General features: G+C 41.5%; 19 protein-coding genes. 9 read left to right on the forward strand and 10 right to left on the reverse strand.

Annotated features, from left to right (window positions below; all coding sequences use genetic code 11):
* Window positions 1-17: 17 nt before the first annotated feature.
* Together R8925_RS11980 and R8925_RS11985 are read right to left on the reverse strand one after the other, a co-directional pair.
* Window positions 18-2,825, reverse strand: a complete 2,808-nt coding sequence (locus R8925_RS11980) for an ATP-binding protein (protein ID WP_430536076.1) — start codon at window positions 2,823-2,825, stop codon at window positions 18-20.
* Window positions 2,822-4,060, reverse strand: coding sequence for a metallophosphoesterase family protein (locus tag R8925_RS11985; protein WP_430536077.1), 1,239 nt, complete (start codon window positions 4,058-4,060; stop codon window positions 2,822-2,824). The genes R8925_RS11980 and R8925_RS11985 overlap by 4 nt, the downstream gene beginning before the upstream one ends.
* 161 nt (window positions 4,061-4,221) lie before the next feature.
* On the opposite strand from R8925_RS11985, the gene R8925_RS11990 reads away from it, so the two are divergent.
* Window positions 4,222-4,656, forward strand: a complete 435-nt coding sequence (locus R8925_RS11990) for an NUDIX domain-containing protein (RefSeq protein WP_430536078.1) — start codon at window positions 4,222-4,224, stop codon at window positions 4,654-4,656.
* Window positions 4,657-4,712: 56 nt separating this feature from the next.
* Here the strand turns inward: R8925_RS11990 and R8925_RS11995 are convergent, their stop codons facing one another.
* The 4 genes from R8925_RS11995 to R8925_RS12010 all read right to left on the reverse strand — a co-directional run bounded on the left by R8925_RS11995 (window position 4,713) and on the right by R8925_RS12010 (window position 10,034).
* Window positions 4,713-5,066, reverse strand: coding sequence for a YlbF/YmcA family competence regulator (locus R8925_RS11995; protein ID WP_036070534.1), 354 nt, complete (start codon window positions 5,064-5,066; stop codon window positions 4,713-4,715).
* A 72-nt stretch (window positions 5,067-5,138) separates the two neighbouring features.
* Window positions 5,139-6,272 (reverse strand): DUF445 domain-containing protein, encoded by a 1,134-nt coding sequence (locus tag R8925_RS12000; protein ID WP_430536079.1) that lies wholly within the window; start codon window positions 6,270-6,272, stop codon window positions 5,139-5,141.
* 97 nt (window positions 6,273-6,369) lie between these two features.
* On the reverse strand, window positions 6,370-7,725 hold the full coding sequence (fumC, locus tag R8925_RS12005) for a class II fumarate hydratase (protein WP_430536080.1): 1,356 nt from the start codon (window positions 7,723-7,725) through the stop codon (window positions 6,370-6,372).
* Window positions 7,726-7,895: 170 nt separating this feature from the next.
* The gene (locus R8925_RS12010) at window positions 7,896-10,034 is read right to left on the reverse strand and encodes a transglycosylase domain-containing protein (protein WP_430536081.1); all 2,139 of its coding nucleotides are present in this window, start codon (window positions 10,032-10,034) and stop codon (window positions 7,896-7,898) included.
* Window positions 10,035-10,389: 355 nt separating this feature from the next.
* Between R8925_RS12010 and R8925_RS12015 the strand changes: the two genes are divergently transcribed.
* From R8925_RS12015 to R8925_RS12025, 3 genes are all read left to right on the forward strand, one after another.
* On the forward strand, window positions 10,390-10,809 hold the full coding sequence (locus R8925_RS12015) for a low molecular weight phosphatase family protein (protein ID WP_430536082.1): 420 nt from the start codon (window positions 10,390-10,392) through the stop codon (window positions 10,807-10,809).
* A gap of 90 nt (window positions 10,810-10,899) precedes the next feature.
* Window positions 10,900-11,784 (forward strand): cation diffusion facilitator family transporter, encoded by an 885-nt coding sequence (locus R8925_RS12020; protein WP_430536096.1) that lies wholly within the window; start codon window positions 10,900-10,902, stop codon window positions 11,782-11,784.
* A 281-nt stretch (window positions 11,785-12,065) separates the two neighbouring features.
* On the forward strand, window positions 12,066-13,388 hold the full coding sequence (locus R8925_RS12025; RefSeq protein WP_430536083.1) for a hemolysin family protein: 1,323 nt from the start codon (window positions 12,066-12,068) through the stop codon (window positions 13,386-13,388).
* A 40-nt stretch (window positions 13,389-13,428) separates the two neighbouring features.
* Here R8925_RS12025 and R8925_RS12030 read toward each other — a convergent pair whose 3' ends face one another.
* Genes R8925_RS12030 through R8925_RS12040 form a run of 3 tightly spaced genes read right to left on the reverse strand, consistent with a single transcriptional unit; the run spans window position 13,429 to window position 15,370 of the window.
* Entirely contained in the window at window positions 13,429-13,815 is a 387-nt protein-coding gene (locus tag R8925_RS12030) for a VOC family protein (protein ID WP_430536084.1), read from the reverse strand.
* Window positions 13,816-13,826: 11 nt separating this feature from the next.
* The gene (locus R8925_RS12035; protein ID WP_430536097.1) at window positions 13,827-14,459 is read right to left on the reverse strand and encodes a DNA alkylation repair protein; all 633 of its coding nucleotides are present in this window, start codon (window positions 14,457-14,459) and stop codon (window positions 13,827-13,829) included.
* A 41-nt stretch (window positions 14,460-14,500) separates the two neighbouring features.
* Window positions 14,501-15,370 (reverse strand): aldo/keto reductase, encoded by an 870-nt coding sequence (locus tag R8925_RS12040; protein ID WP_430536085.1) that lies wholly within the window; start codon window positions 15,368-15,370, stop codon window positions 14,501-14,503.
* A gap of 469 nt (window positions 15,371-15,839) precedes the next feature.
* Here R8925_RS12040 and R8925_RS12045 point away from each other — a divergent pair, with 469 nt between their 5' ends.
* The 3 genes from R8925_RS12045 (at window position 15,840) to R8925_RS12055 (ending at window position 18,130) form a co-directional block, all read left to right on the forward strand.
* Entirely contained in the window at window positions 15,840-16,460 is a 621-nt protein-coding gene (locus tag R8925_RS12045) for a DUF47 domain-containing protein (protein ID WP_036079902.1), read from the forward strand.
* A 12-nt stretch (window positions 16,461-16,472) separates the two neighbouring features.
* Window positions 16,473-17,474 (forward strand): inorganic phosphate transporter, encoded by a 1,002-nt coding sequence (locus R8925_RS12050; protein ID WP_430536086.1) that lies wholly within the window; start codon window positions 16,473-16,475, stop codon window positions 17,472-17,474.
* 137 nt (window positions 17,475-17,611) lie between these two features.
* Window positions 17,612-18,130 (forward strand): hypothetical protein, encoded by a 519-nt coding sequence (locus R8925_RS12055; protein WP_430536087.1) that lies wholly within the window; start codon window positions 17,612-17,614, stop codon window positions 18,128-18,130.
* Between the two features lie 59 nt (window positions 18,131-18,189).
* Here the strand turns inward: R8925_RS12055 and R8925_RS12060 are convergent, their stop codons facing one another.
* Entirely contained in the window at window positions 18,190-18,636 is a 447-nt protein-coding gene (locus R8925_RS12060; protein ID WP_430536088.1) for a hypothetical protein, read from the reverse strand.
* A 249-nt stretch (window positions 18,637-18,885) separates the two neighbouring features.
* Here R8925_RS12060 and R8925_RS12065 point away from each other — a divergent pair, with 249 nt between their 5' ends.
* The gene (locus R8925_RS12065) at window positions 18,886-20,352 is read left to right on the forward strand and encodes an ABC transporter substrate-binding protein/permease (protein ID WP_430536089.1); all 1,467 of its coding nucleotides are present in this window, start codon (window positions 18,886-18,888) and stop codon (window positions 20,350-20,352) included.
* Window positions 20,345-21,067, forward strand: a complete 723-nt coding sequence (locus R8925_RS12070) for an amino acid ABC transporter ATP-binding protein (protein WP_133619932.1) — start codon at window positions 20,345-20,347, stop codon at window positions 21,065-21,067. Before R8925_RS12065 ends, R8925_RS12070 begins: the two co-directional genes overlap by 8 nt.
* Window positions 21,068-21,096 lie beyond the last annotated feature (29 nt).

Consider the following 21,096-nt stretch of genomic DNA (forward strand, 5'->3'; position numbering starts at 1 on the left):
GCCTCTCTTTTACCACTCTAGTATAGCATGTGTTGCGCTTCCTTGGGAAAATATTTACTAAGCTGCTTATGACATGTAAAAAAGATAATCTGATTATCTTGCCGTATGTCCTGCAACAATATCATAATTTCCTCCAAACGTGCCTCATCAAAATTCACAAAGCTATCATCGATAATAATTGGCAAGCGTTGTTCACCATGCAACATTTGAATTACCGCAAACCGAATTGCCAAGTACAATTGCTCCTTTGTCGCTTGACTCAACTCCTCTGGAAAGAATCGCACTCCATCATGACGCTCCACTTGCAACCTATTTTCCACAAATCGTACTTGCTTATAATTATCTTTTGAAAGTAACTGAAAAAAATGCGTCGCACGCGTCAAAACTTTTGGCAATTTCTCCTCCTGCAATTTACGCATAATTTGGCCAACCATTTCCTTCGCCAACTTCACACGAATCCATTCCTTCGCTAACTCTTGAAAAGTCTCTCGCTCCGAATAAAAATGTTGCATCCGATCCGAGAAGCTTTGTCCATCCTCAAGCGCATCCCTTGCTAATTCATTCTCCACAATCGTCTTATTATAACGATCCAAATCTGCATCCAACATTCGTAATCTGTCTTTACGCTCCAGCACTTGCGCACTAATCTCGCTCTCATGCTGAACCCCTGCCAACATCTCCAAGTGCACATCCGTAATTTGCGCCCGAAGCAAAACAGCCCGTTCCTGCCATTTCCACTGTTGCTCCACCTGCAATCCTTTCTGCCTGAAAAACTCTTCATTCTTCACATTCGCAGCCTTTAACAATTCCGACTTGTCCAATGCTATCGAAGCCTTTTCCCGCTCCAAAATAGCAATCTGATTTCGTAGTTGCTCCTCTTTCTCCTGTGACTTCGCAATTTCTGCAACATACGATTTCCGTGCCTTACGCTTTGTCCTAAGTTGCATCACCTGCTCATCCACAGGCAACGATTCAAGTCCTAATTCTTGCTCCAACTCTGCAAGCTTTGACGTCCATGCAGCCACTTTCTTTTCTAAAATTCGCGCTTCATTCATAGCCTTCGTCTTGTTTTCTATCCCCAGCTTAACCTCACGCCAAACAAACAGAATACTCTCCAAACGCTTCCCAGAAAAATCACTCGGCAAGAAAAATAATTCCCGATATACTTGCCATTTAGCATCCAAATCCGCGTCAACTATTTGTAATTCTCGCAACCGTTTCTCCAATTGTCCCAACTGTACCGTCAAATAATCCATTTCGTCATAACACTTTTTAAGCGCAACTCTCGCCTGCTTTTGCTCCAAAAAAGCGCCATACTCCATCGGATCATAATGGGTCTTCACCAGCAGCTTCTTAGTAAACCTAATCCAAGCAATAACTGCTCCAACCAAAAATAGCGCCGCCATACCATATAAAATAACCCACTGTAACACAACAGCTAAAACTAGAGATACTAAGAATACCACAGATAATCCCAAAGCCGGCATAGGAGACACAGCTTTCTTTCTTGCTTCTTGTCGCTCCAATCTCTGTTGTGTCTCTTGAAACTTAGCCGAAGACCATAATCCCTGTTCTAGATTCTCGCACTGCTTCTGGAGTTGTGCCAGTTCGTTGTTCTTCCATGACTCCTGTTGTTGCAACTCAGCAACTTGAAGCTGATTCCGTTCTGCTTCCTGTTGTAAATTCACCAAGTCATGTTCTATAGAAACATCTAGCCGCATCGCTAAAATATCATCATCCTCAGGAATCACCTTCACCGCATCCAATGATACAAACTGTTGCGCCTCCTTCTGGTTCAAATAACGAATCTCTTGCTCCAACTCACTAATATGTCTTTGCCATTCTTGAAAAAGCGGCCACTCCTCCAACAATCCATCCACTTTCTCCGCATCTGACTCACTCCACAAATCATTCGTTCGCTGTTGTTCGACAAGCTTTACCAAATCCTCCTGCCATTGAATGAGTTGTGCATTCAGTTCCTTCTCCCTCGCCACCAAATGCTCTAGCCGAACGACGCCGTTTGCTGGAAAATCCAAATCTCCCAACTGTTCCATTTGCTTCCTTAAGAACTGCCACTCTTCATAAATCGGCCAAATCTTGAGCAAGGTTTCCTCCTGCTCTACTTCAAGTCGAAGTACCTGTCTCTGCACATGCACTCTAGCAACACCACCTTGCGCCTCTTCCAAATCACTCAAAATACGCAAATACTGTTGGTTGTTTCGCTTCCCATCTTGATAAGTTGCAAATGCTAACTTCACCTTTTGCAACTGCTGATTCAACTTCGGATTTTTCCCACTCGGCTTAAAGAGTTCATCCAATCTCTTTTGCAAACGCTCCTCTGCTCGAATCAAAACATCCGAACCAATCGTCCCAGTTGCCAATAAATATCTCTCAAAATCTACTTCCTTTAAGTTCTGCACATTTTGTAAACCATGGATATCAAAAGAAAAAATAGATTGATAGCGCGCTCGGTCCGTCCCACCAAGTAGTTGTTCCAATTCAGCATCTGATCCAGTCGAGCCATCCTCAAAATAAACTATCACATCCCCCGTTGCCTTACCACGTAATCGCTCTACAGTAACCCGACCAAACACCGTATCCTCCAACACCAGTTTTCCACCATAAGCCCCCTTATTCTTAGGCTCCATTCGCGGTAAACTTTGTTGCTTTGTCGGAAAACCAAATAAGATACTATGAATAAAAGCCATAATTGTTGATTTTCCAGCCTCATTTAATCCGAAAAACAATTGAAAATCCTGCAAGTTCTCTATTGTTTTGCCTTCCCATTTACCATATCCAATAATCTCCAATGCACTAATTTTCATTTGATGTCACCCTTTAACTGTTCCAACATATTTTCTAACAAAATAGCCGAATCCTCAACAAGAGCCTTGCGCTCCAATTCATCCAGATCTTCTAAAAAGCGACTTGTTGCACCATTTGCAAATAGACTGTCTGTTGTCTGATAAAAAGCACTTTCCTGCTTTAAAGCTTCTTTCGCCATTTCCCATTCCGCCAACAATCCAGAGGAGGCCAACCAATCAGTATCCTGCTTCACTACCTCATAAGTTACGCGCATCACCCAAACAAAATTCGGCTCATCTATCCATAGCTCCTGTAACGTATCTAGCCATTCACCACTATCCATACGCTGCTTCACATCACTACTAAGCGCAACCTCAGATTTCACAACGAGTGATAGTAAAACTGCCTTATTCGCCCTCTTAGTATCTTTCACCGCCTGCATTAGCAATTGAAAAAGCCCCGAAAAATCTACTTCTGTTCGAATTTCAAGTCGTTTCTCTTCCCAAATAATTGGTGCTGTATCAACAAAAATTAACTCTGCGCCAGTTTCACGTAGTGAGACAAGCGTAACACCTTTTTCTCCTGCTTCTTTACGATGCCGTCCTTGAATATTTCCCGGGAAATAAATCATTGGCTCCTCTGCTAAAACTTGCCGTAAGTGGATATGTCCCAGTGCCCAATAATCCATTTGTTTCATATCATTCACTCGAAATGGAGCATAGACATCCTGCATTGGATTTCCGGTCATTTCCGAACCATGTAACAAACCGATATGAAAATCAGCCTCACCCATACGTTCATATTTCTTATAAACCGCTTCTCGAACATGACGCTCACCGTAACTAAAGCCATACAAATTCGCCGTACTTCCACCTGAACTCGTAAACTGGTAACACTCCAGCTCAGTATCAAAAACCGTTACATTATCAGGTAATTTCAGTCGGTCCTGATACTTCGCTACATAATCATGATTTCCATGTATCATGTAAACAGGAATTCCACTTTTATTCAATCGTTCCATTTCTCGATAAAACCGAGCCTGTGCCTTGATACTCTGATCTTCTTCATCATATATATCACCAGCAATAATTACAAAATCAACCATTTCTTCTATCGCCACATCGACACTTTTAGTAAACGATACAAAAGTGCTGTTCTTTAACTGTCTAAAAACCACATCCGGCAGCTGCTTTAAGCCTAAAAACGGGCTATCCAAATGTAAATCCGCCATATGTACAAATCTTACCTCTTTCATTATAGCCCTCCTAGATCACGAATATACGTTCTATTATAACCTGAAGTTCCTTATCACACAACGAAATCCCACTTAACAGAGATAAATTTTTACAAAAGTCTCCCAATTACTCAGAAAACATGATATTCTAAACGTATTAAAATCACAGGAGGTAACCGTCAATGAGTAATTGGCATCGTAGTTTCGGCGTGTATGGCGTCGCAGAAAATAACGGCAAACTACTAATGGTACAACGCGAGAACGATCCGTATAAGCAAAAGTGGGATTTACCAGGAGGAAAACTGAATGAAGATGAAACATTAATGGATTGTTTAAAACGAAATATAGCAGAAATTGGTGGAAAACCTGATATTACCGCTAATCTTGGCGTCTACGATTTCCTAGTTGGCTATCCTTTTCTGGATAAACGCATTTTACAACACATTACCGCTCTTTTCTACATGGATATAGACTTTACTGCCGAGAGAGCTGTCCCATTAATATTCCAAGCAGAGCCTACAGAAAAACGTCCCTATCAATGGGTTCCAATGAATTTACTAACAGAAAACAACGCTACACCAGCCGCCCTAAAAGCCGCCGAAATCCTTCAAAAATAAAAAAAGCCGTACAAAGCTCTTAACTAGAAGCTCATGTACGGCATTTTTCCATCTACTTATTTTTCTTTTACATCATATAATTCTTGTAACGGAGTCATAATAATGCGGTTTAAATCATTGATAATTAAGCTCATCGCTTGCTCTTTTTCCATCAAATTTGTGATAGCCGCATTACTCTGAACTTCCTCAGCGACTTCTTGCGCCAAATCGATTGTCTCATCGTCAATTTCTTGACCACTCATTTGTTTTTCTTGAATTGTTACCTGTACTTCGCGGAAACGATCAAATTTCACTTTTGCCTCAGCATCTGCGTTTACATCCGCATATGCTTGCTTCAAGTTTGTAAATTGTTCTGTTTCACGAATGCCACGCTCTAAATCGTTTGCAATGTCATAAATATTGATAGTCATCTTATGTTCCTCCATATATCCGAATTTTTCTTCCATCCCCACTATATCAAATTTCGCAAGTAAGGGCAAAGGTTAAAACCAAATGGCAATAATGCCTTGAAGTACTCCGATAAATCCACCTAAAAAGCCTCCCAAATAAGTAATCATTTTTAGCTCTTTTCCGGATATATCGAGTACAATCTGTTCCATTTCATGCAATGAAAAAGCCTCAATCTGATGTTGTACCATTGTTCCAATCTCAAGACGCTTCATCACTTCTGCGCTATGTTCACTAGCAAAATGTAACACCGTATCTATCAAAAATGGTACCACTCTGTCCAAGATGTCCTGCTCATACGGACGAATCCAATCTTGAACTGGCGTATCCAGCCACTTCTCCAGTTGCACCGTGCGCATAATTTCCGCAATCAACTGCTCCGAGAACTGCTCCTGCTTGTCGACCGGCATCACGTCCACCAATGCACGCTCCGAAAACTGTTGCCATTCTGATACAATCAATGCCTCCAAAACAGCCTCTGTCTCAGGTTTACCAAGAAATTTTAAAACCTCTTTTTGCATCCGCGTCACGAATGTATCATTATTCAAGAAAAGTCCAACCATCCCGCCAACCTTGCCACGATCTGCTAAAATTCGCTCAATCATAGACTTAATCTGGAGTTTCCCAGCATCACTTGCCGTAAACATACTGACCTTTTGTAACGTTTGGGCAGAAATGGCAGGAATTTTCCGAGCTAGCTCTGCGTGTACCACATCTGGTAATACTTTTTTCACCGCCAACTCATTTCGCTTAGCAAAAAACTGATCCAGTTGCCCTTTCAAAGCCACCGCGATTTTGTCATTCGCCGTATCTCCAATAGCCGTCATATCCCACTGCGCCAAGAGTTCTCTCGGTGTCGTATGAATCGCAAGTTGCTCCCGAACCAGCTCATTCGCCGTTGTCACAAGCTCTGTGCGCAAATCTTCACTCGCAAGCTTTTCCTGCACCGCCTCGTTCGTCAACAAATGCTCCGCGACCACCTCGCCGATTTTCACTGCCAATTCCTCACGTCGCTTCGGGATAACACCCGGTGTAAACGGGATTCGCCATTTTCCGATATATTTTGCCTCAAACGGCCTAAAAAGCATTCGAATCGCAATAAAATTCGTCGCAGCGCCGATAAACGCTCCAACAATAACCATAAATATAATCGTCATCCAATCGCTCAAAATAGCGTCACCTTCTAATTTCCATGTCGTGTTATCATCTTACGGCATTTTTGCTCACTACACAATGGTTTCGTTGCAATTTCAGCCTAAAGTATGATTACTCCAAATTCGTCATTTTTAACGGATCAATCCACATGTCAAACTGCTCTTCCGTGACGAATCCCGACCGAATCGCCGCCTCTTTTAGCGATAAATTTTCTGCAAACGCCGTCTTTGCAATTTTTGCAGCCTTCTCATAGCCTATATGTGGATTGAGCGCCGTCACAAGCATCAATGACCGATCAACCAACTCCTGCATCACTGCTTCGTTCGCCTCTAGCCCTTCCAAACAGTGCACTCTAAATGAACGCATTCCATCAGCTAGCAACCGCACTGACTGCAAGAAATTATAAATAATAACCGGCTTATATACATTTAACTCAAAATTTCCCTGGCTCGCTGCTATATTAATCGTCGTATCATTGCCCATCACTTGCGCCACAACCATCGTCAATGCCTCACATTGCGTTGGATTCACTTTTCCAGGCATAATCGAACTACCAGGTTCATTCGCTGGAATCGTCAACTCACCGATCCCACTACGCGGCCCACTCGCCAAAAACCTAACATCATTCGCAATCTTCATCAAATCAGCCGCCAAAGCCCGCACAGCTCCATGCACAAAACTAATCTCACTATGACTTGTTAATGCATAAAATTTATTCGATGCCGAGCGGAACTTGTGTCCTGTGTCAGCCTCCAAATGTTTCGCGACACGATCTCCAAAGTCCGCCGTTGCATTGAGTCCAGTCCCAACCGCCGTACCTCCAATTGCCAATTCTAGCAAATGGTCACTACTTTGTACGATAAATTTCTCTGCATGCGCAATCATGCTCTCCCAACCACTAATCTCTTGACCTAGCGTAAGCGGCGTTGCATCCTGTAAATGCGTCCGGCCAATTTTGACCATTCGCCAATATTTCTCTTTCTTCTCCGCGAGCACTCGTCGCATCTCACTGAGTTCTGGCATCAACTGCTCAACAATTGCTTCGTATGCTGCAATGTGCATTGCTGTCGGGAACGTATCATTCGAACTCTGCGACATATTCACATCATCATTCGGATGCACCGACTCCCCAGCAATATGCGCTACAACCTCATTCACATTCATATTTGACTGCGTACCACTCCCAGTTTGCCAAACAACAAGCGGAAAATGCTCATCCAGATTCCCAGCGACTATTTCGTCACACACATCTGAAATAGCACGCGCTTTCTCCTCACTAAGTTTCCCAAGATCAGCATTACTCCAAGCTGCCGCCCTTTTCAACCTAGCAAAAGCCCGTACAATTTCGCTCGGCATCCGCTCCTCACCAATTTTAAAATTCTGCCGACTTCGCTCCGTCTGCGCCCCCCAAAATTTATCCTCAGCAACCGCAATCTCACCAATCGTATCCCGTTCCATTCTTACCATAGTAAAAAGTCCCCCTTCAAAAATTATGTATCTTCCTCCATCCTACCAACAAAAAAGACTCAAAGCAACAATCCGCCTTGAGTCCCAGCGTGTCGACAAACGCTTAATTTTTGCAAAAAATCATGTCGAGCAGTTTTTCTAAGTTCTAACTTTGAGTCCTTCGTAATTATTTAGTTGCCAAACGAATCAAGAATATTGTTAAATCCATCCGCAATCTGACCACCAATTTCTCTCGCTTTCTCAGCGCCTTTTTTGATGGTTTCGCCAGCACCTTTCGCCGAATCCTTAATAGATCCCCAGAAATCACCCGCTTGCTCAGATACAGCATTCTCCTTATTCTTTTCTTCTGTTTTCACCGATGCGCTCTTTGTTCCAAAATCAACAGGTTTTTGATACTTCAACCCGCTCTTCATCACATAGTGCGCAAGCGATGCCACACCATCAGAACTTGTCGTCTTCAAATAGTGAGCTTCGTCTGTTTTATCAAAGCCTATCCAGACAGAGCCGACTAAATTTGGTGTATAACCAACGAACCACTGATCCTTCGTGCCATCCGTCGTAAATGGTACTTGTGTCGAGCCCGTTTTACCAGCCATTTCATAGCCAGAAACGCCAGCATTTTCACCAGTACCACCATTATTAATGACATCAATTAGCATCGAAGTCATGTCTGTCGAAACTTTCTTAGAAATAATTTGTTTCGTTGATGCCTCGTTCTCATACACTACTTTCCCTGTGGGATCAACAATTTTACGAATAATGTGAGATTCTGGTTTTGCGCCATCATTGGCAAATGTTGCATACGCTGTCGCTAATTCCACTGGTGATACACCTTTATTTAAGCCACCAAGCGTTAAACCAAGGTATTCATCTTCTTTCGTCAACTGAATCCCAAAGCGTTTCACCGAATCAACACCTTTTTGTAGGCCAATTTTATCAAGAAGCCATACAGCTGGCGCGTTAATCGACTTCGCCACTGCTGTGTACATTGGAACTTCACCGCGATAAACACCACCCACATTAGTCGGCGTATATTTACCATAAGTCGTCTTCTCATCCTGCAACATGTCATCTACTTTCCAACCTTCTTCAAGCGCCGGAACATAGGTCGCAAGGGGTTTCATTGTTGAACCTGGCTGAGCTTTCATCTGTGTGGCACGGTTAAATCCACGGAAAACATGTTTGCCACGACCACCAACAAGTGCACGAACTCCGCCACTCTCTGGATCCATCAGGACAGCTCCGCCTTGTACAAGGGTGCCATCCGCCGAGTTTGACGGGAATAAACTATCATTTTCAAACGTGCTTTCGAGTGCCGCTTGATAATTCTGATCGAGCTCTGTATAGATTTGATAGCCTTTTTTCATGATATCATCTTGCGTTAGGTCGGTTTCTTTCAAAGCTTCATTAATGACAGCATCGGTATACCATGGGTAGTGATAATTATCTGGATCCTTCGATTTATCCGTCAATACTAGCTTAGTCGCCTGATATTCTTTCATTTGTTCCTTCGTAATCTTACCATTTGTGTACATCGCACCTAGCACGATATTGCGTCTATTTATTGCCTTATCTGCGTGCGTATACGGATCATAGGCAGACGGCGCTTGCAAAAGTCCAGCAATTGTCGCAGCCTGTGGAATCGTTAATTCAGAAGCACTCGTTCCAAAATATTTCAGCGCAGCATTTTCCACACCCCACTCATTATTGCCAAAGTAGGACGTATTCAAGTACATCTCTAAAATTTCATCCTTCGTATACGTCTTTTCGATTTCGCGTGCCATAAATAGCTCTTTCGCTTTTCGCGTAAAAGTCTGATCCTGCGTCAAGAGCGCATTTTTTGCTACTTGCTGGGTAATTGTACTGCCACCACCCGTAATGTTTCCTGTCGTGGCAAGTCCCCAAACAGATCGGAAAATCCCCTTTATATCGAAACCGCCATGTTCATAAAATCGTTTATCTTCAATTGAAATAACAGCATTTTGTAGATTCGGTGACATGTCTTTGATGCTAATAAATGTAGCATCCGACGCAGAGAGTTCACCCGCTTTGTCATTATCCTTATCATAAATAACTGTCGTCGTTTCAAGTCCCTTTTTTAAAGCATCGATGTCGGCTGACTTGGCCACAATGACCAGCGATACAATAAAAATCAGTATACATGTCAAACCAATAAGTGTTATAAATTTCCCGATATGCTTATTTTTCCAAAAACGGCGGAATTTACGCCAACCGATCCCCAACCACTTCTTTAGAAAGAGCAAGAAGCTTTTTAAATAGGTCAAGATAGTTTTGTTCTCATTATTCACGCATATCTCCTAGCTTTCTACATTAGTTTTGTTAGTTAAACTCAGCTGTATACGTCCATTTTACGGCAAAAGACCGAATCACGCCACCAACTTTAGACCGATTTCCACAACCTCATTCTAATTATACACAATTTCGTAACAATATTTACGCTTTTTTTATTTTATTTTCGAAATGAGGTTTTTGTCTTTTCATACGGGGTATTTACCTACTGTTAACGGGAAAGGCCAAACGAATGAATCGTATATATCATCACGTCTTCCATAAAAGGCGTTATTACCTGCTTTCATTTAGACCTAGTTGAAATAACGCACATTCGCATTTTTTCAGTCTAAAGAGCAAGAAAGGATTTGGAGCATGAAGAAGAAACTTATTTACTTCCTATCACAAAGACACATTCGCAGTTCCATGGCAGAAGCTTGGGCCTCCAAACTCGCCATCAGCAATGCTCAATTTATTAGTGGCTCTTGGTGTCACACACAGACATCGCCATTTGTCGCAGATGCCCTTCTAGAGTATGCCATGGAACCACCTGCAACAATGCCCGTAACTCCTAGCCAAAAATTATTAAACGAGGCTGACTTAATTGTCACAATCTACGACTCCGCCACTGAACTTGCCCCAGGATTTCCAGAAGAACTGAGCGATAAAATTGTTTACTGGGACATCAAAGACCCGGAACTAAGCCCAGATGCGCCTGTGAAATGGGCATATTACCAGGAGGTATGCGACAGTATCGCGGCATCCGTTAAAGGTTTAGAGAAATCATTGCTATAAATTGCTAATCTCACTAGCCACCGTATTCTGATACGCTTGCTAGCGGGATTTTTATTATCCAACGTAAATGAAAGGAAGAGGTGAAATATGATGGATAATTATGAGGATCTAAAAAAAGGCGAACGGGGCGCATGGCTTAGTATCATTGTTTACATTTTCTTGGCAACACTCAAAATTGTCACTGGGTTTCTAGGTCATTCTGACGCACTACAAGCCGACGGACTAAATAATACAACCGATATCATCGCCTCTGTGGCCTTGCTTATCGGTCTAAAAATTTCGCGTATCCCGCCAGATGAAGATCATCTATACGGTCACCGACGCACAGAAACGATTAGTTCCTTAATTGCTTCCTTCATTATGTTTCTCGTTGGCATCCAAGTTATATGGCAGGCATTTCTCGCATTCATTCATCAAGAATTCGCCACTCCCTCTTCTCTCACAGCAATTGTGGCTCTATTTTCAGGCATTGTCATGTATATCGTATACTTAATTAACAGTAAACTCGCGAAAAAAATAGATAGTTTAGCCGTCAAAGCAGCAGCCTACGATAATCGTTCAGATGCGTATGTCAGTTTTGGAACATGTATCGGTATAACTGGTGCCATAATTGGGATTACATGGCTAGATAATATCACTGCATTTCTCGTAGGCGTACTCATCATCTACACCGCATGGAAAATATTTTATGATGCGGCACACACGCTCACCGATGGCTTTGATATTGGTAAAATCGAGTCCATCCATACTATCATCGCGAACGTCTCTCAAGTCCACCAAGTTTTAGATATTAAAGCACGCATGAATGGCAATAGAATCTGGATTGACGCAACGATTTCTGTCAAAGCTGATCTAAGCGTTGCCGAAAGCCATACTATCACAGAAAAAATTGAAACCGCAATCCGAGAAACCTATCCAAACGCTTACACACTCGTTCATATCGAGCCTTATTTCGATAACCATATAAGTAAATAAACTGTAAAAATTTAGAGTAAATATAAGTTCTTGTTCGCTTGTTTTATTCTCACATTTGACTTATAATCTAGATTAAGTATACTCGTTGGGAGGGAAAAACACGTTGGGGCAGATAAACTAAAAATATATACAAAACGAAACAATCATATAAATCGTTGCTGTCTCGTGTTTCCTTGCTGAATGGATAAACCTTCCTGGATAAACACAAACACAGCACAAAAACTTTAGAACCCATAGGAGGTGTTCGCCATTTCTGGTGCTTTATCAGGAATGGCCATTCATTGATATTAACCACTAAATTTTTAATTATTGCTTTACTAATTGCAATTTCAGCATTTTTTGTCGCAACCGAGTTCGCCATCGTAAAAATGCGCCCAAGCCGTTTGGACCAACTGATTTCAGAAGGTAACAAGCGCGCGAATTTAGCAAAACATATATACGCACATATGAACGCATATCTCTCTGCCTGTCAATTAGGTATTACGATTAGCTCTCTTGGACTTGGTTGGTTAGGGGAATCAACAGTGGAGGCAGCTTTACATCCACTTTTTGTGATGTTTGAATTGCCAAGCTCTGTAACGTCTGTACTTTCTTTTACCATTGCATTTATCCTAATTACCTTCTTACATGTGGTTGTTGGAGAACTCGTTCCAAAAACATTAGCTATCGACAAAACAGAAGCTGTCGCACTTGCTGTTGCGCGCCCGCTCCATATCTTTTATAAAGTTATGTTCCCATTCATCTGGCTTTTAAATGAATCAGCAGTAGTTATCGCGAAGATGTTCGGATTAGAACCAGCTACAGATCATGAAATCGCCCATACAGAAGAAGAGCTACGAATTATCGTCGGTGAAAGTTACAAGAGTGGTGAAATCAACCAATCTGAATTTAGCTATGTTAATAAGATTTTCGATTTTGATGAACGAATGGCGAAAGAAATTATGATTCCACGTACAGAAATTGTTACTGTGGATACTGGTGGCACGATTGCCGATTTATCTGACATCATGAAATACGAACGCTACACACGCTATCCAGTTATTGAAGGCGACAAAGACCACATTATTGGTGTACTAAACTTGAAAGAAATTCTTTCGGCATATGTCGAAAATGGCTCTGATTCGGCATTCAGCATTGATCCTTATGTTAAACCAATTATACGTGTGATTGAAACGATTCCAATTAAAGAATTACTCATCCGAATGCAGCGCGAACGTTCGCATATCGCGATTCTGTTAGATGAATATGGCGGAACATCTGGACTCGTAACAGTTGAAGATATTGTCGAAGAAATCGTTGGTGACATTCGTGATGAATTCGACGCTGATGAAATTCCCGAAATCCGTAAAATTAAAGACGGCCACTTCATTATTGATGCTAAGGTGCTGATTGACCAAGTTAACAACATGCTTGGCACAGATATCGAAGAAGAAGAGGTCGATACAATCGGCGGCTGGTTCCTGACACATAATTACGAAGTTGAAATTGGCGATGAGATCGAAAATAACGGCTATACTTTCCGCGTGAAAGAGGCTGAACCACATCACATTTCCTATATCGAAGTTTTCAAAAAAGACAAGCATCAAGAAACACCTGAAGCATAAGAAAATCCCGAAATCCAGCCTAAACGGATTTCGGGATTTTCTAATTTTTTGCGACCAGCTCTACTTTCATCCGATCCGGTCCCTCTACAAAAACAGCATAATAATCTGGCCCACCTGCAAAAGGATGGCGGTCTTCATAGAGAACAGGAACTTCTTGCGCACGAAAACGCTCCGTCCAAATATCCACATCCGCACGCGTCTCTACATGAAACGCTAAATGATTTAATCCAGTTTGGCCGCGGTGATACCCTGCATCAAGAAAACGTGCCTCGGTTTGCACAAACACTAAGTACGTCTCACCATATATCCAACTAACGCCTTTTTCCCACTCCGAATAAAGCGAATAGCCTAAGCACCCCAACAAATCATCCCAAAACAGCCGAGCCTCTTTCAAATTTGAAACATTTACTTCCACATGATGCAACATCTGCTCTCCCCCTAAAAATGCTTTAACGCTTCTCTCCGACTGAGCGGTGCCAAATCATTTGACTCCACAAAATCCAGAACCTTTTCCGCATCAAATTTCGCGTATTGACGCAACGCCCAGCCAATCGCCTTTTGAATAAAAAACTCATCTGAATCCAGCCATTTCTCACAATTCGCAAATAGCAGTGTCGCATCCGTTTTTTCCTTATACTTTAACTGAAATAAAATCGCCGTTCGCGCCAACCAAATATCGTCACCATCAATCCATTTCGCATTATACACAGGAATCAATTCCGGGTACATCGCGAAATGACCACCGACAAGCGTACTTGCCAATAAATCCACCGTATCCCACCAAGACTCCGTTTGAATCAGCCTTTCATAAAAATCCACTGCGTCAGACGATTGCTTCTTCACACTTTTCGTCAAAATATCAATCGCCATGTAATAAAATTCTCGTTCTTCTTGCTCATATAACATCTCGGCAACAGAAATGGCATCCCGTGGCTTCCCGTGCTCCGCTACAAAATCACGATACAGCACACGTCGCTTAGGACTTCGCAAGCCAAGAAAAACAAACTGATTTCGCATATACTGCTCCATCGCCTGCTTCTCCTCTGAATCCACATGTTCCCTCATATACATAACCAATCGCTTCGTATAATTATCCATCTAGATCTCCTTCTTTAAGAAAACATCGCGCGCTCTTTCTCCATACTCGCTATCATGAAATCCATATCATCAGGATCTGGCCCCACACGTTTTCCACTTTCCAACTGCCCAATCCGCTTCATATCATCTGTATCCAAAGAAAAATCAAACAATTGCGTGTTCTCAAGCGTTCGTTTTGCACTGATTGAGCGCGACATTGTAATCGTTTCTCGCTCCATATGCCATCGTAAAATCACCTGGTCCACATGAACACCATGTTTTCGCGCAATTTCTCCAATCACCGGGTTTTGAAATAAAGCACCCTTTGCGAGTGGTGACCAAGCCCCGTGCGCAATTCCCTGTTCTGCCAAATAAACCCGTAACTCATTTTGTGGCAATAGCGGATGCGTTTCCACTTGATTAATCGCTGGTTTCACATTAGCCTTCACAGCTAAATTCGCCAAGTGATGCTCTTTAAAATTGGCAACACCAATCGCGCGCACCATTTTTTCCTCATATAAACGCTCCATTGCCTGCCACGTCTTTGTATACATTTCCGCTAGCGGCCAATGAATCAGGTACATATCTAAATAATCTACACCAAGATTAGCCAAGGTATGCTCAAAAGCAGTCAAAACCTTGTCATAGCCCTGATCCCCATTCCAAATTTTCGAACTAATGAACAGCTCGTCACGCGGTACATCGCTATGACTAATGGCTTGCCCAACCAACTTCTCATTATTGTAAACCGCGCCTGTATCAAACGACCGGTAACCGAATTCAAGCGCTTTTTCAACCGCACCAGCTACATGTTGCTGCTCCGTCACTTGAAAAACGCCCATACCAAGATAAGGAATCATCACCCCATTATTCAAACGATAACGTGATTGAAAGGAACTGACCATTGATAAAACCTCCTGCAATTGTAGTTTAATCGATACTTTCTGCCTTTTCTTTCATTAATTCTTAAAATCAGTATACAGAAAACCACCAACCTTATCCATCAAAACGCAATTTTCATGCATAAAAACGATGTGAAAAAAAAAGCAACATTTCCCTAAAAAAACTATCCCTCATCCTCCCAAACAAAAAATATCCTATCACACCAAATAAATCAACAAATATCCAAACAACTTAAAAACCCGTCAAATAACAATTGTAACCGATTTCAACTAGTTTCTTCCTATTTCTTTGCAAAAAAAAGATACCTATTGGCTTCATCCTATGTTAGTATGAATATGTAGTAAATTTCTATCCTTGTAATGATTTTTTTACGTATATTTTTTGTAAACATCTGCTCACTATACATCAACGAAAAGTGAGCCCTATTATACTGGGAAAAAATCACACAAAAAAGATCGGGGGAATTAAAAAATGGCTTTTAAAAACAAAAAGGACCGTTTTGCATCATTATTACATGACATGGCAGTAAACCTACGTGAGGGCGCCAATTACTTCGCTTCTTACAACATCGAAACTGGGGAAGACTTACATACTTTTTCGGAGAAGATGAAGGAATATGAAACGCATGGTGATTCACTAGTTCACAAAATGATTTTAGAACTAAACGATGCCTTCATCACTCCAATCGAGCGCGAAGACATGTTAGAGCTAACAAACCGATTAGATGACGTAATGGACGGCTTTGAACAAATTGCCTTCACATTCGAAATCTGTCATATCAAGCGATTTGACGATTACATGCAAAAATTCATCGATGCGATTGAAGCAAGCACTGTTGAAATTGAAAAAGCAGTAGATCTCGTTTTCGATAAAAAATTAAAAGACGTACGCACACTAGCTATTAAAATAAAAAACTACGAATCCATTTGTGATGAAGTATATCGTGAATCTCTCATTCAATTGTTCCAAAACGAAGAAAACCCAATCCGCCTAATCCGGATGAAAGAAGTGTATGAGAATTTTGAAGAAATCGCAGACAGTTGTCAGAGTGTAGCCAATACGCTTGAATCAATTGTTATGAAAAACGCGTAAGGGGCCGGCTAAATGGAAGGTATGTTATTTATAACGGTTGTCATTGTTATTGCAGCGCTAGCGTTTGACCTTATCAACGGATTTCATGACACAGCCAATGCGATTGCAACCAGTGTCTCAACGAAAGCATTAAAACCAAAACATGCAATTATATTAGCTGCAGTGATGAACTTTGTCGGTGCGATTTCCTTCACAGGAGTTGCCAAAACAATTACAAAAGACATTGTTGATCCATTCTCCTTGCCACATGGCGACCTTGTTATTCTCGCGGCACTGATATCAGCAATAACCTGGAACTTAGTCACTTGGTACTTCGGTATCCCAAGTAGTTCCTCCCATGCTTTGATTGGCTCTATCGCGGGTGGTGCTATTGCCGCAGCCGGATTTGGCGCACTCGAGTATAAAGGCTTTTTAACAATTATCATCGGCCTTATCGCGTCTCCATTCATAGCATTCGGAGTCGGTTTCCTACTCTATAGTTTATTCAAATTGTTCCTGAAAAATTTAAATCTAACATCAACGAACCGTCGTTTCCGCTACATTCAAGTCGGAACAGCAGCGCTCCAATCATACACACACGGTACAAATGACGCTCAAAAATCAATGGGTATCATTACGCTTGCCTTGATCGCCAATGGATTCCAACATACAGATGACGTTCAACTTTGGGTTCAAGTATCCTGTGCGATTGCTATGGCTGTTGGTACATCGATTGGTGGTTGGAAAATTATCAAAACAGTTGGCGGTAAAATCATGAAAATTAAACCAGTGAGCGGTGTAGCGGCAGATTTAAGTTCTGTATTCATCATCTTTGGTGCCACTTTCATTCATTTACCAGTAAGTACAACACACGTTATCAGCTCCTCCATCTTAGGTGTTGGAACAGCTCATCGTGTGAAGGGCGTAAAATGGGATACAGCACAACGCATGATTACCACATGGATTATCACGCTACCAATCTCAGCCGCACTAGCTGCAGCCGTCTACTTCCTACTAAAATTAATACTTGCTTAATTCTCAAAAACTCGTTTCTCACGTAGAAGCGAGTTTTTTATGTTTTCTCTACTAAATAAAGGGAATAGTTCCAATGTAAGACTGTTAAAAATAATTGACTTACAAATTGTATACTACGTCAGGAGATGAATAATATTATGCCGAGCTTTCACTTCCAAAAACCACTCGTTCTAAGAAAAGGCAATCCTATCGAAGTTAAAAATGAAAATGAAGAGATTATCGGAACCATCGAAAAAATTTCATCACGCATCGCTTTTCAAAACAATCAACCACTGTACAGCTATTCCACCGACGAAACAAAACAAGAATCGGCAACACTAACAATCGAAATTGGGTGGCTCGGAGAAGATGGATCTTCCGTTGTGTACCACAATACTGAACCTAATTTTGATATCTCGCTTAAGGAAATCGCCGGTAGTGACCATAGTTTGCATATTCGCGGTTTAAAAGAAGACCACCGTATCGATATTATCCAGCCCGAACCAAAAAGGTTCCTCAAAGTCTTGCTTGACCATACCGACATATGCCACATCGCCATCAACCGTTCTTTATCTGGTAGCGCTGTATCTATCGAATATCAAGAAAATGAGCAACTACCTCCCGCTTTCTTTTTACTTACCGCCTTCATCGTTCGCCTTATAAAAGAAGAATTCTAAGAAAATGCCGATGCAAGCAGTTAAAAAACTGGTTACATCGGCATTTTCTATCTTATATATCAATATTCCTCGTCTATTTCTCCATCCAAACTCCCCAACATCTTCGCAAGTATCGCATCGGCGTGTTTCGACTGCACATCTGGATCATTATACACCTGAATAAAGCCATCAATCCCCACATTGGCAAATTCAATCTCCTGTTCCGGTGAAAACAGCTCGCCCAGCCCCACTTCCAACGCCTTAAAAAGCGTATCCAAATGATGTAGCGGCCTGATATCCTGCTCCTCTTCCATCCGCTGCTCAAATATCTTAAACTCGCCTTGAATCAAACTATTCACACGACGCCGATCCTCTCTTCGCAACATTGGCTCTCCAGACTCCGCATCATACGCCGCCTTATTTTTCGCCACAAAAAATTCCAAGCACAAAAGAGTTCCATCAAAAACTCCTCTAGAATCATTTGGAAATTCAACTTCCTGCATCACAAGTTCAAATTCTTTCTCCATATTTATCCCGCCTTCCTAATTTTTAATCTATCGTATCTATAGCTTGCTTTCAATATAACACGATACTAGTATTCTAGCCAAATGAAAATCATTTACGTGTTTTTATAAAAAATTCTATTGCATAATTACTCAAAAACATGTATTATTATATCCATCGAAAGAAGTTATAAATTATATGTTCATCTTTAATAGTTATTCACAAAAATGCATAAACTATGGAGATGATATACATAATAAAGGAGTGTACACATGATTAAAGGGAAGTTTTATCTCAAGTTAACCGCTATACTATTTATACTAATGATAGTATTTACTAGCTTTTCTCCCGTTTTAGCAGCAGAAAAAGACACATCATTGGCCGATATTCAAAAAACTGGCCGCTTGGTGGTTGGTTTATCTGCGGATTATCCGCCATATGAATTCCACAAAACGATTAAAGGTAAAGACACAATTGTTGGATTTGACATTAGTATCGCTAAAAAAATCGCCAAAGATATGGGAGTTACACTAGATATTAAAGAAATGGATTTTGACAGTCTCCTCCCGGCTTTAAAAACAAACAAAATTGACATGATTATCTCCGGTATGTCACCAACACCGGAACGCCTAAAAGAGGTTGATTTCTCCAATCCTTACATGACTGTGCAACAAAAAGTCGTGATTCGTAAAGCAGATAAAGACAAATTTAAAACAACAAACGACTTCCAAGGTGCAACAGTTGGGGCACAGAAACAAACAACACAAGAAGCACTTGCGCAAGATGAACTTACAGGTGCGAAAGTCAAATCATTATCGAAAGTAACCACATTAATGCTTGAATTACAGCAAAAGAAATTAGATGCTGTCGTACTAGAAGGCCCTGTTGCTGATGCTTATATTTCACAATATGATGATTTGATGATATCTGATGTACAGTTTGTCAATGGTACGAAACAAACAGCCATCGCTATGAATAAAGGCACGACCTCGCTACAAAAAAGTGTCAATGCCTCTCTTCAAGAAATAAAGGACAAGAACTTACTGAAAGAGTACAAAGAAGAAGCTAATAAAGCCATGTTTAAAGATGGTAACTTCTTCACACAATACGGTTCTTATTATGTTAAAGGAGCACTTTATACGATTGGAATTGCTGCTGTTGGCGTACTTTTCGGTTCTATTCTCGGTGCTCTACTTGCCCTAATGAAATTAGCTAAAACAAGATGGCTACGCTGGCCAGCAAACTGCTACATTGAATTCGTACGTGGAACGCCACTACTCGTCCAAATTTTTCTTGTATATTTCGGAACAACAGCAGTTTTCGGAGGGCTTAATTTACCAGCAATTGTAGCCGGTTGTATCGCTCTGTCACTAAATAGTGCCGCCTATGTCGCAGAAATCATTCGTGCGGGAATTATGGCCGTTGATAAAGGACAAGAAGAAGCTGCACGTAGTCTTGGTATGACGAAAGTCGCGAGTATGCGCTATATTATTTTGCCACAAGCAATTAAGAACATTTTACCAGCACTCGGCAATGAATTTATTACCGTAATTAAAGAATCATCTATCGTATCCATTATTGGTATCACTGAGTTGATGTTTATGTCTGGAGTCGTTGCAGGAGCCAGCTTCAATGCCGTGCTACCATATGCAGTTGCAGCCGTAATTTACTTTATCCTAACATTCGGTCTATCCAGACTGCTAGGCGTTGCTGAAAGGAGAATGAGAACAAGTGATTAAAGTAACCAAACTACAAAAGCATTTCGATAAATTAGAAGTTTTAAAAGGTATTGATATAGAGGTAGAACAAGGTGAGGTGGTCGTTGTCATCGGCCCCTCAGGATCAGGAAAAAGTACCTTCTTGCGCTGCCTTAACCTACTCGAACAACCAACTGGCGGCGTCATCCAATTCGAAGGCACTAACCTCACTGATAAAAACGTCAACATTAATGAATTGCGTCAACGGATGGGTATGGTGTTCCAAAGCTTTAACCTGTTTCCGCATAAAACCGTGCTTGAGAATCTTACTCTGGCACCACTAAAAGTAAAAGGCGAAACTGCCGAAAAAGCGAAAAAACACGCGCTATCCCTGCTCGATAAAGTAGGCTTAGCGGACAAAGCAAACAGCTATCCATCATCCCTATCCGGTGGACAAAAACAACGGGTTGCCATCGCGCGTGCCTTGGCTATGAATCCAGATGTGATGCTCTTTGACGAACCTACATCCGCGCTTGATCCAGAAATGGTCGGCGAAGTGTTGCAAGTTATGCAGAGTCTTGCCAAAGAAGGTATGACAATGGTCGTTGTCACACATGAAATGGGCTTTGCCAAAGAAGTAGCCGATCGCGTTATCTTCATGGACGGCGGTTATATCCAAGAACAAGGCACACCTGAACAAATTTTTACAAACCCACAAAACGAAAGAACACAAAGTTTCCTCGGAAAAGTGTTATAATAAATAAAAAAGAGGAATGCTAATTTAGA

The organism is Listeria rocourtiae subsp. hofi (assembly GCF_963575615.1).
Classification (GTDB): domain Bacteria; phylum Bacillota; class Bacilli; order Lactobacillales; family Listeriaceae; genus Listeria_A; species Listeria_A hofi.

What these genes read in the sequence shown, in the direction of transcription:
- R8925_RS11980 (WP_430536076.1), bottom strand. Translation starts at nt 2,825, where the DNA reads ATGAAAATTAGTGCATTGGAGATTATTGGATATGGTAAATGGGAAGGC.
- R8925_RS11985 (WP_430536077.1), bottom strand. Translation starts at nt 4,060, where the DNA reads ATGAAAGAGGTAAGATTTGTACATATGGCGGATTTACATTTGGATAGC.
- R8925_RS11990 (WP_430536078.1), top strand. Translation starts at nt 4,222, where the DNA reads ATGAGTAATTGGCATCGTAGTTTCGGCGTGTATGGCGTCGCAGAAAAT.
- R8925_RS11995 (WP_036070534.1), bottom strand. Translation starts at nt 5,066, where the DNA reads ATGACTATCAATATTTATGACATTGCAAACGATTTAGAGCGTGGCATT.
- fumC (WP_430536080.1), bottom strand. Translation starts at nt 7,725, where the DNA reads ATGGTAAGAATGGAACGGGATACGATTGGTGAGATTGCGGTTGCTGAG.
- R8925_RS12015 (WP_430536082.1), top strand. Translation starts at nt 10,390, where the DNA reads ATGAAGAAGAAACTTATTTACTTCCTATCACAAAGACACATTCGCAGT.
- R8925_RS12020 (WP_430536096.1), top strand. Translation starts at nt 10,900, where the DNA reads ATGGATAATTATGAGGATCTAAAAAAAGGCGAACGGGGCGCATGGCTT.
- R8925_RS12030 (WP_430536084.1), bottom strand. Translation starts at nt 13,815, where the DNA reads ATGTTGCATCATGTGGAAGTAAATGTTTCAAATTTGAAAGAGGCTCGG.
- R8925_RS12035 (WP_430536097.1), bottom strand. Translation starts at nt 14,459, where the DNA reads ATGTATATGAGGGAACATGTGGATTCAGAGGAGAAGCAGGCGATGGAG.
- R8925_RS12040 (WP_430536085.1), bottom strand. Translation starts at nt 15,370, where the DNA reads ATGGTCAGTTCCTTTCAATCACGTTATCGTTTGAATAATGGGGTGATG.
- R8925_RS12045 (WP_036079902.1), top strand. Translation starts at nt 15,840, where the DNA reads ATGGCTTTTAAAAACAAAAAGGACCGTTTTGCATCATTATTACATGAC.
- R8925_RS12050 (WP_430536086.1), top strand. Translation starts at nt 16,473, where the DNA reads ATGGAAGGTATGTTATTTATAACGGTTGTCATTGTTATTGCAGCGCTA.
- R8925_RS12055 (WP_430536087.1), top strand. Translation starts at nt 17,612, where the DNA reads ATGCCGAGCTTTCACTTCCAAAAACCACTCGTTCTAAGAAAAGGCAAT.
- R8925_RS12060 (WP_430536088.1), bottom strand. Translation starts at nt 18,636, where the DNA reads ATGGAGAAAGAATTTGAACTTGTGATGCAGGAAGTTGAATTTCCAAAT.
- R8925_RS12065 (WP_430536089.1), top strand. Translation starts at nt 18,886, where the DNA reads ATGATTAAAGGGAAGTTTTATCTCAAGTTAACCGCTATACTATTTATA.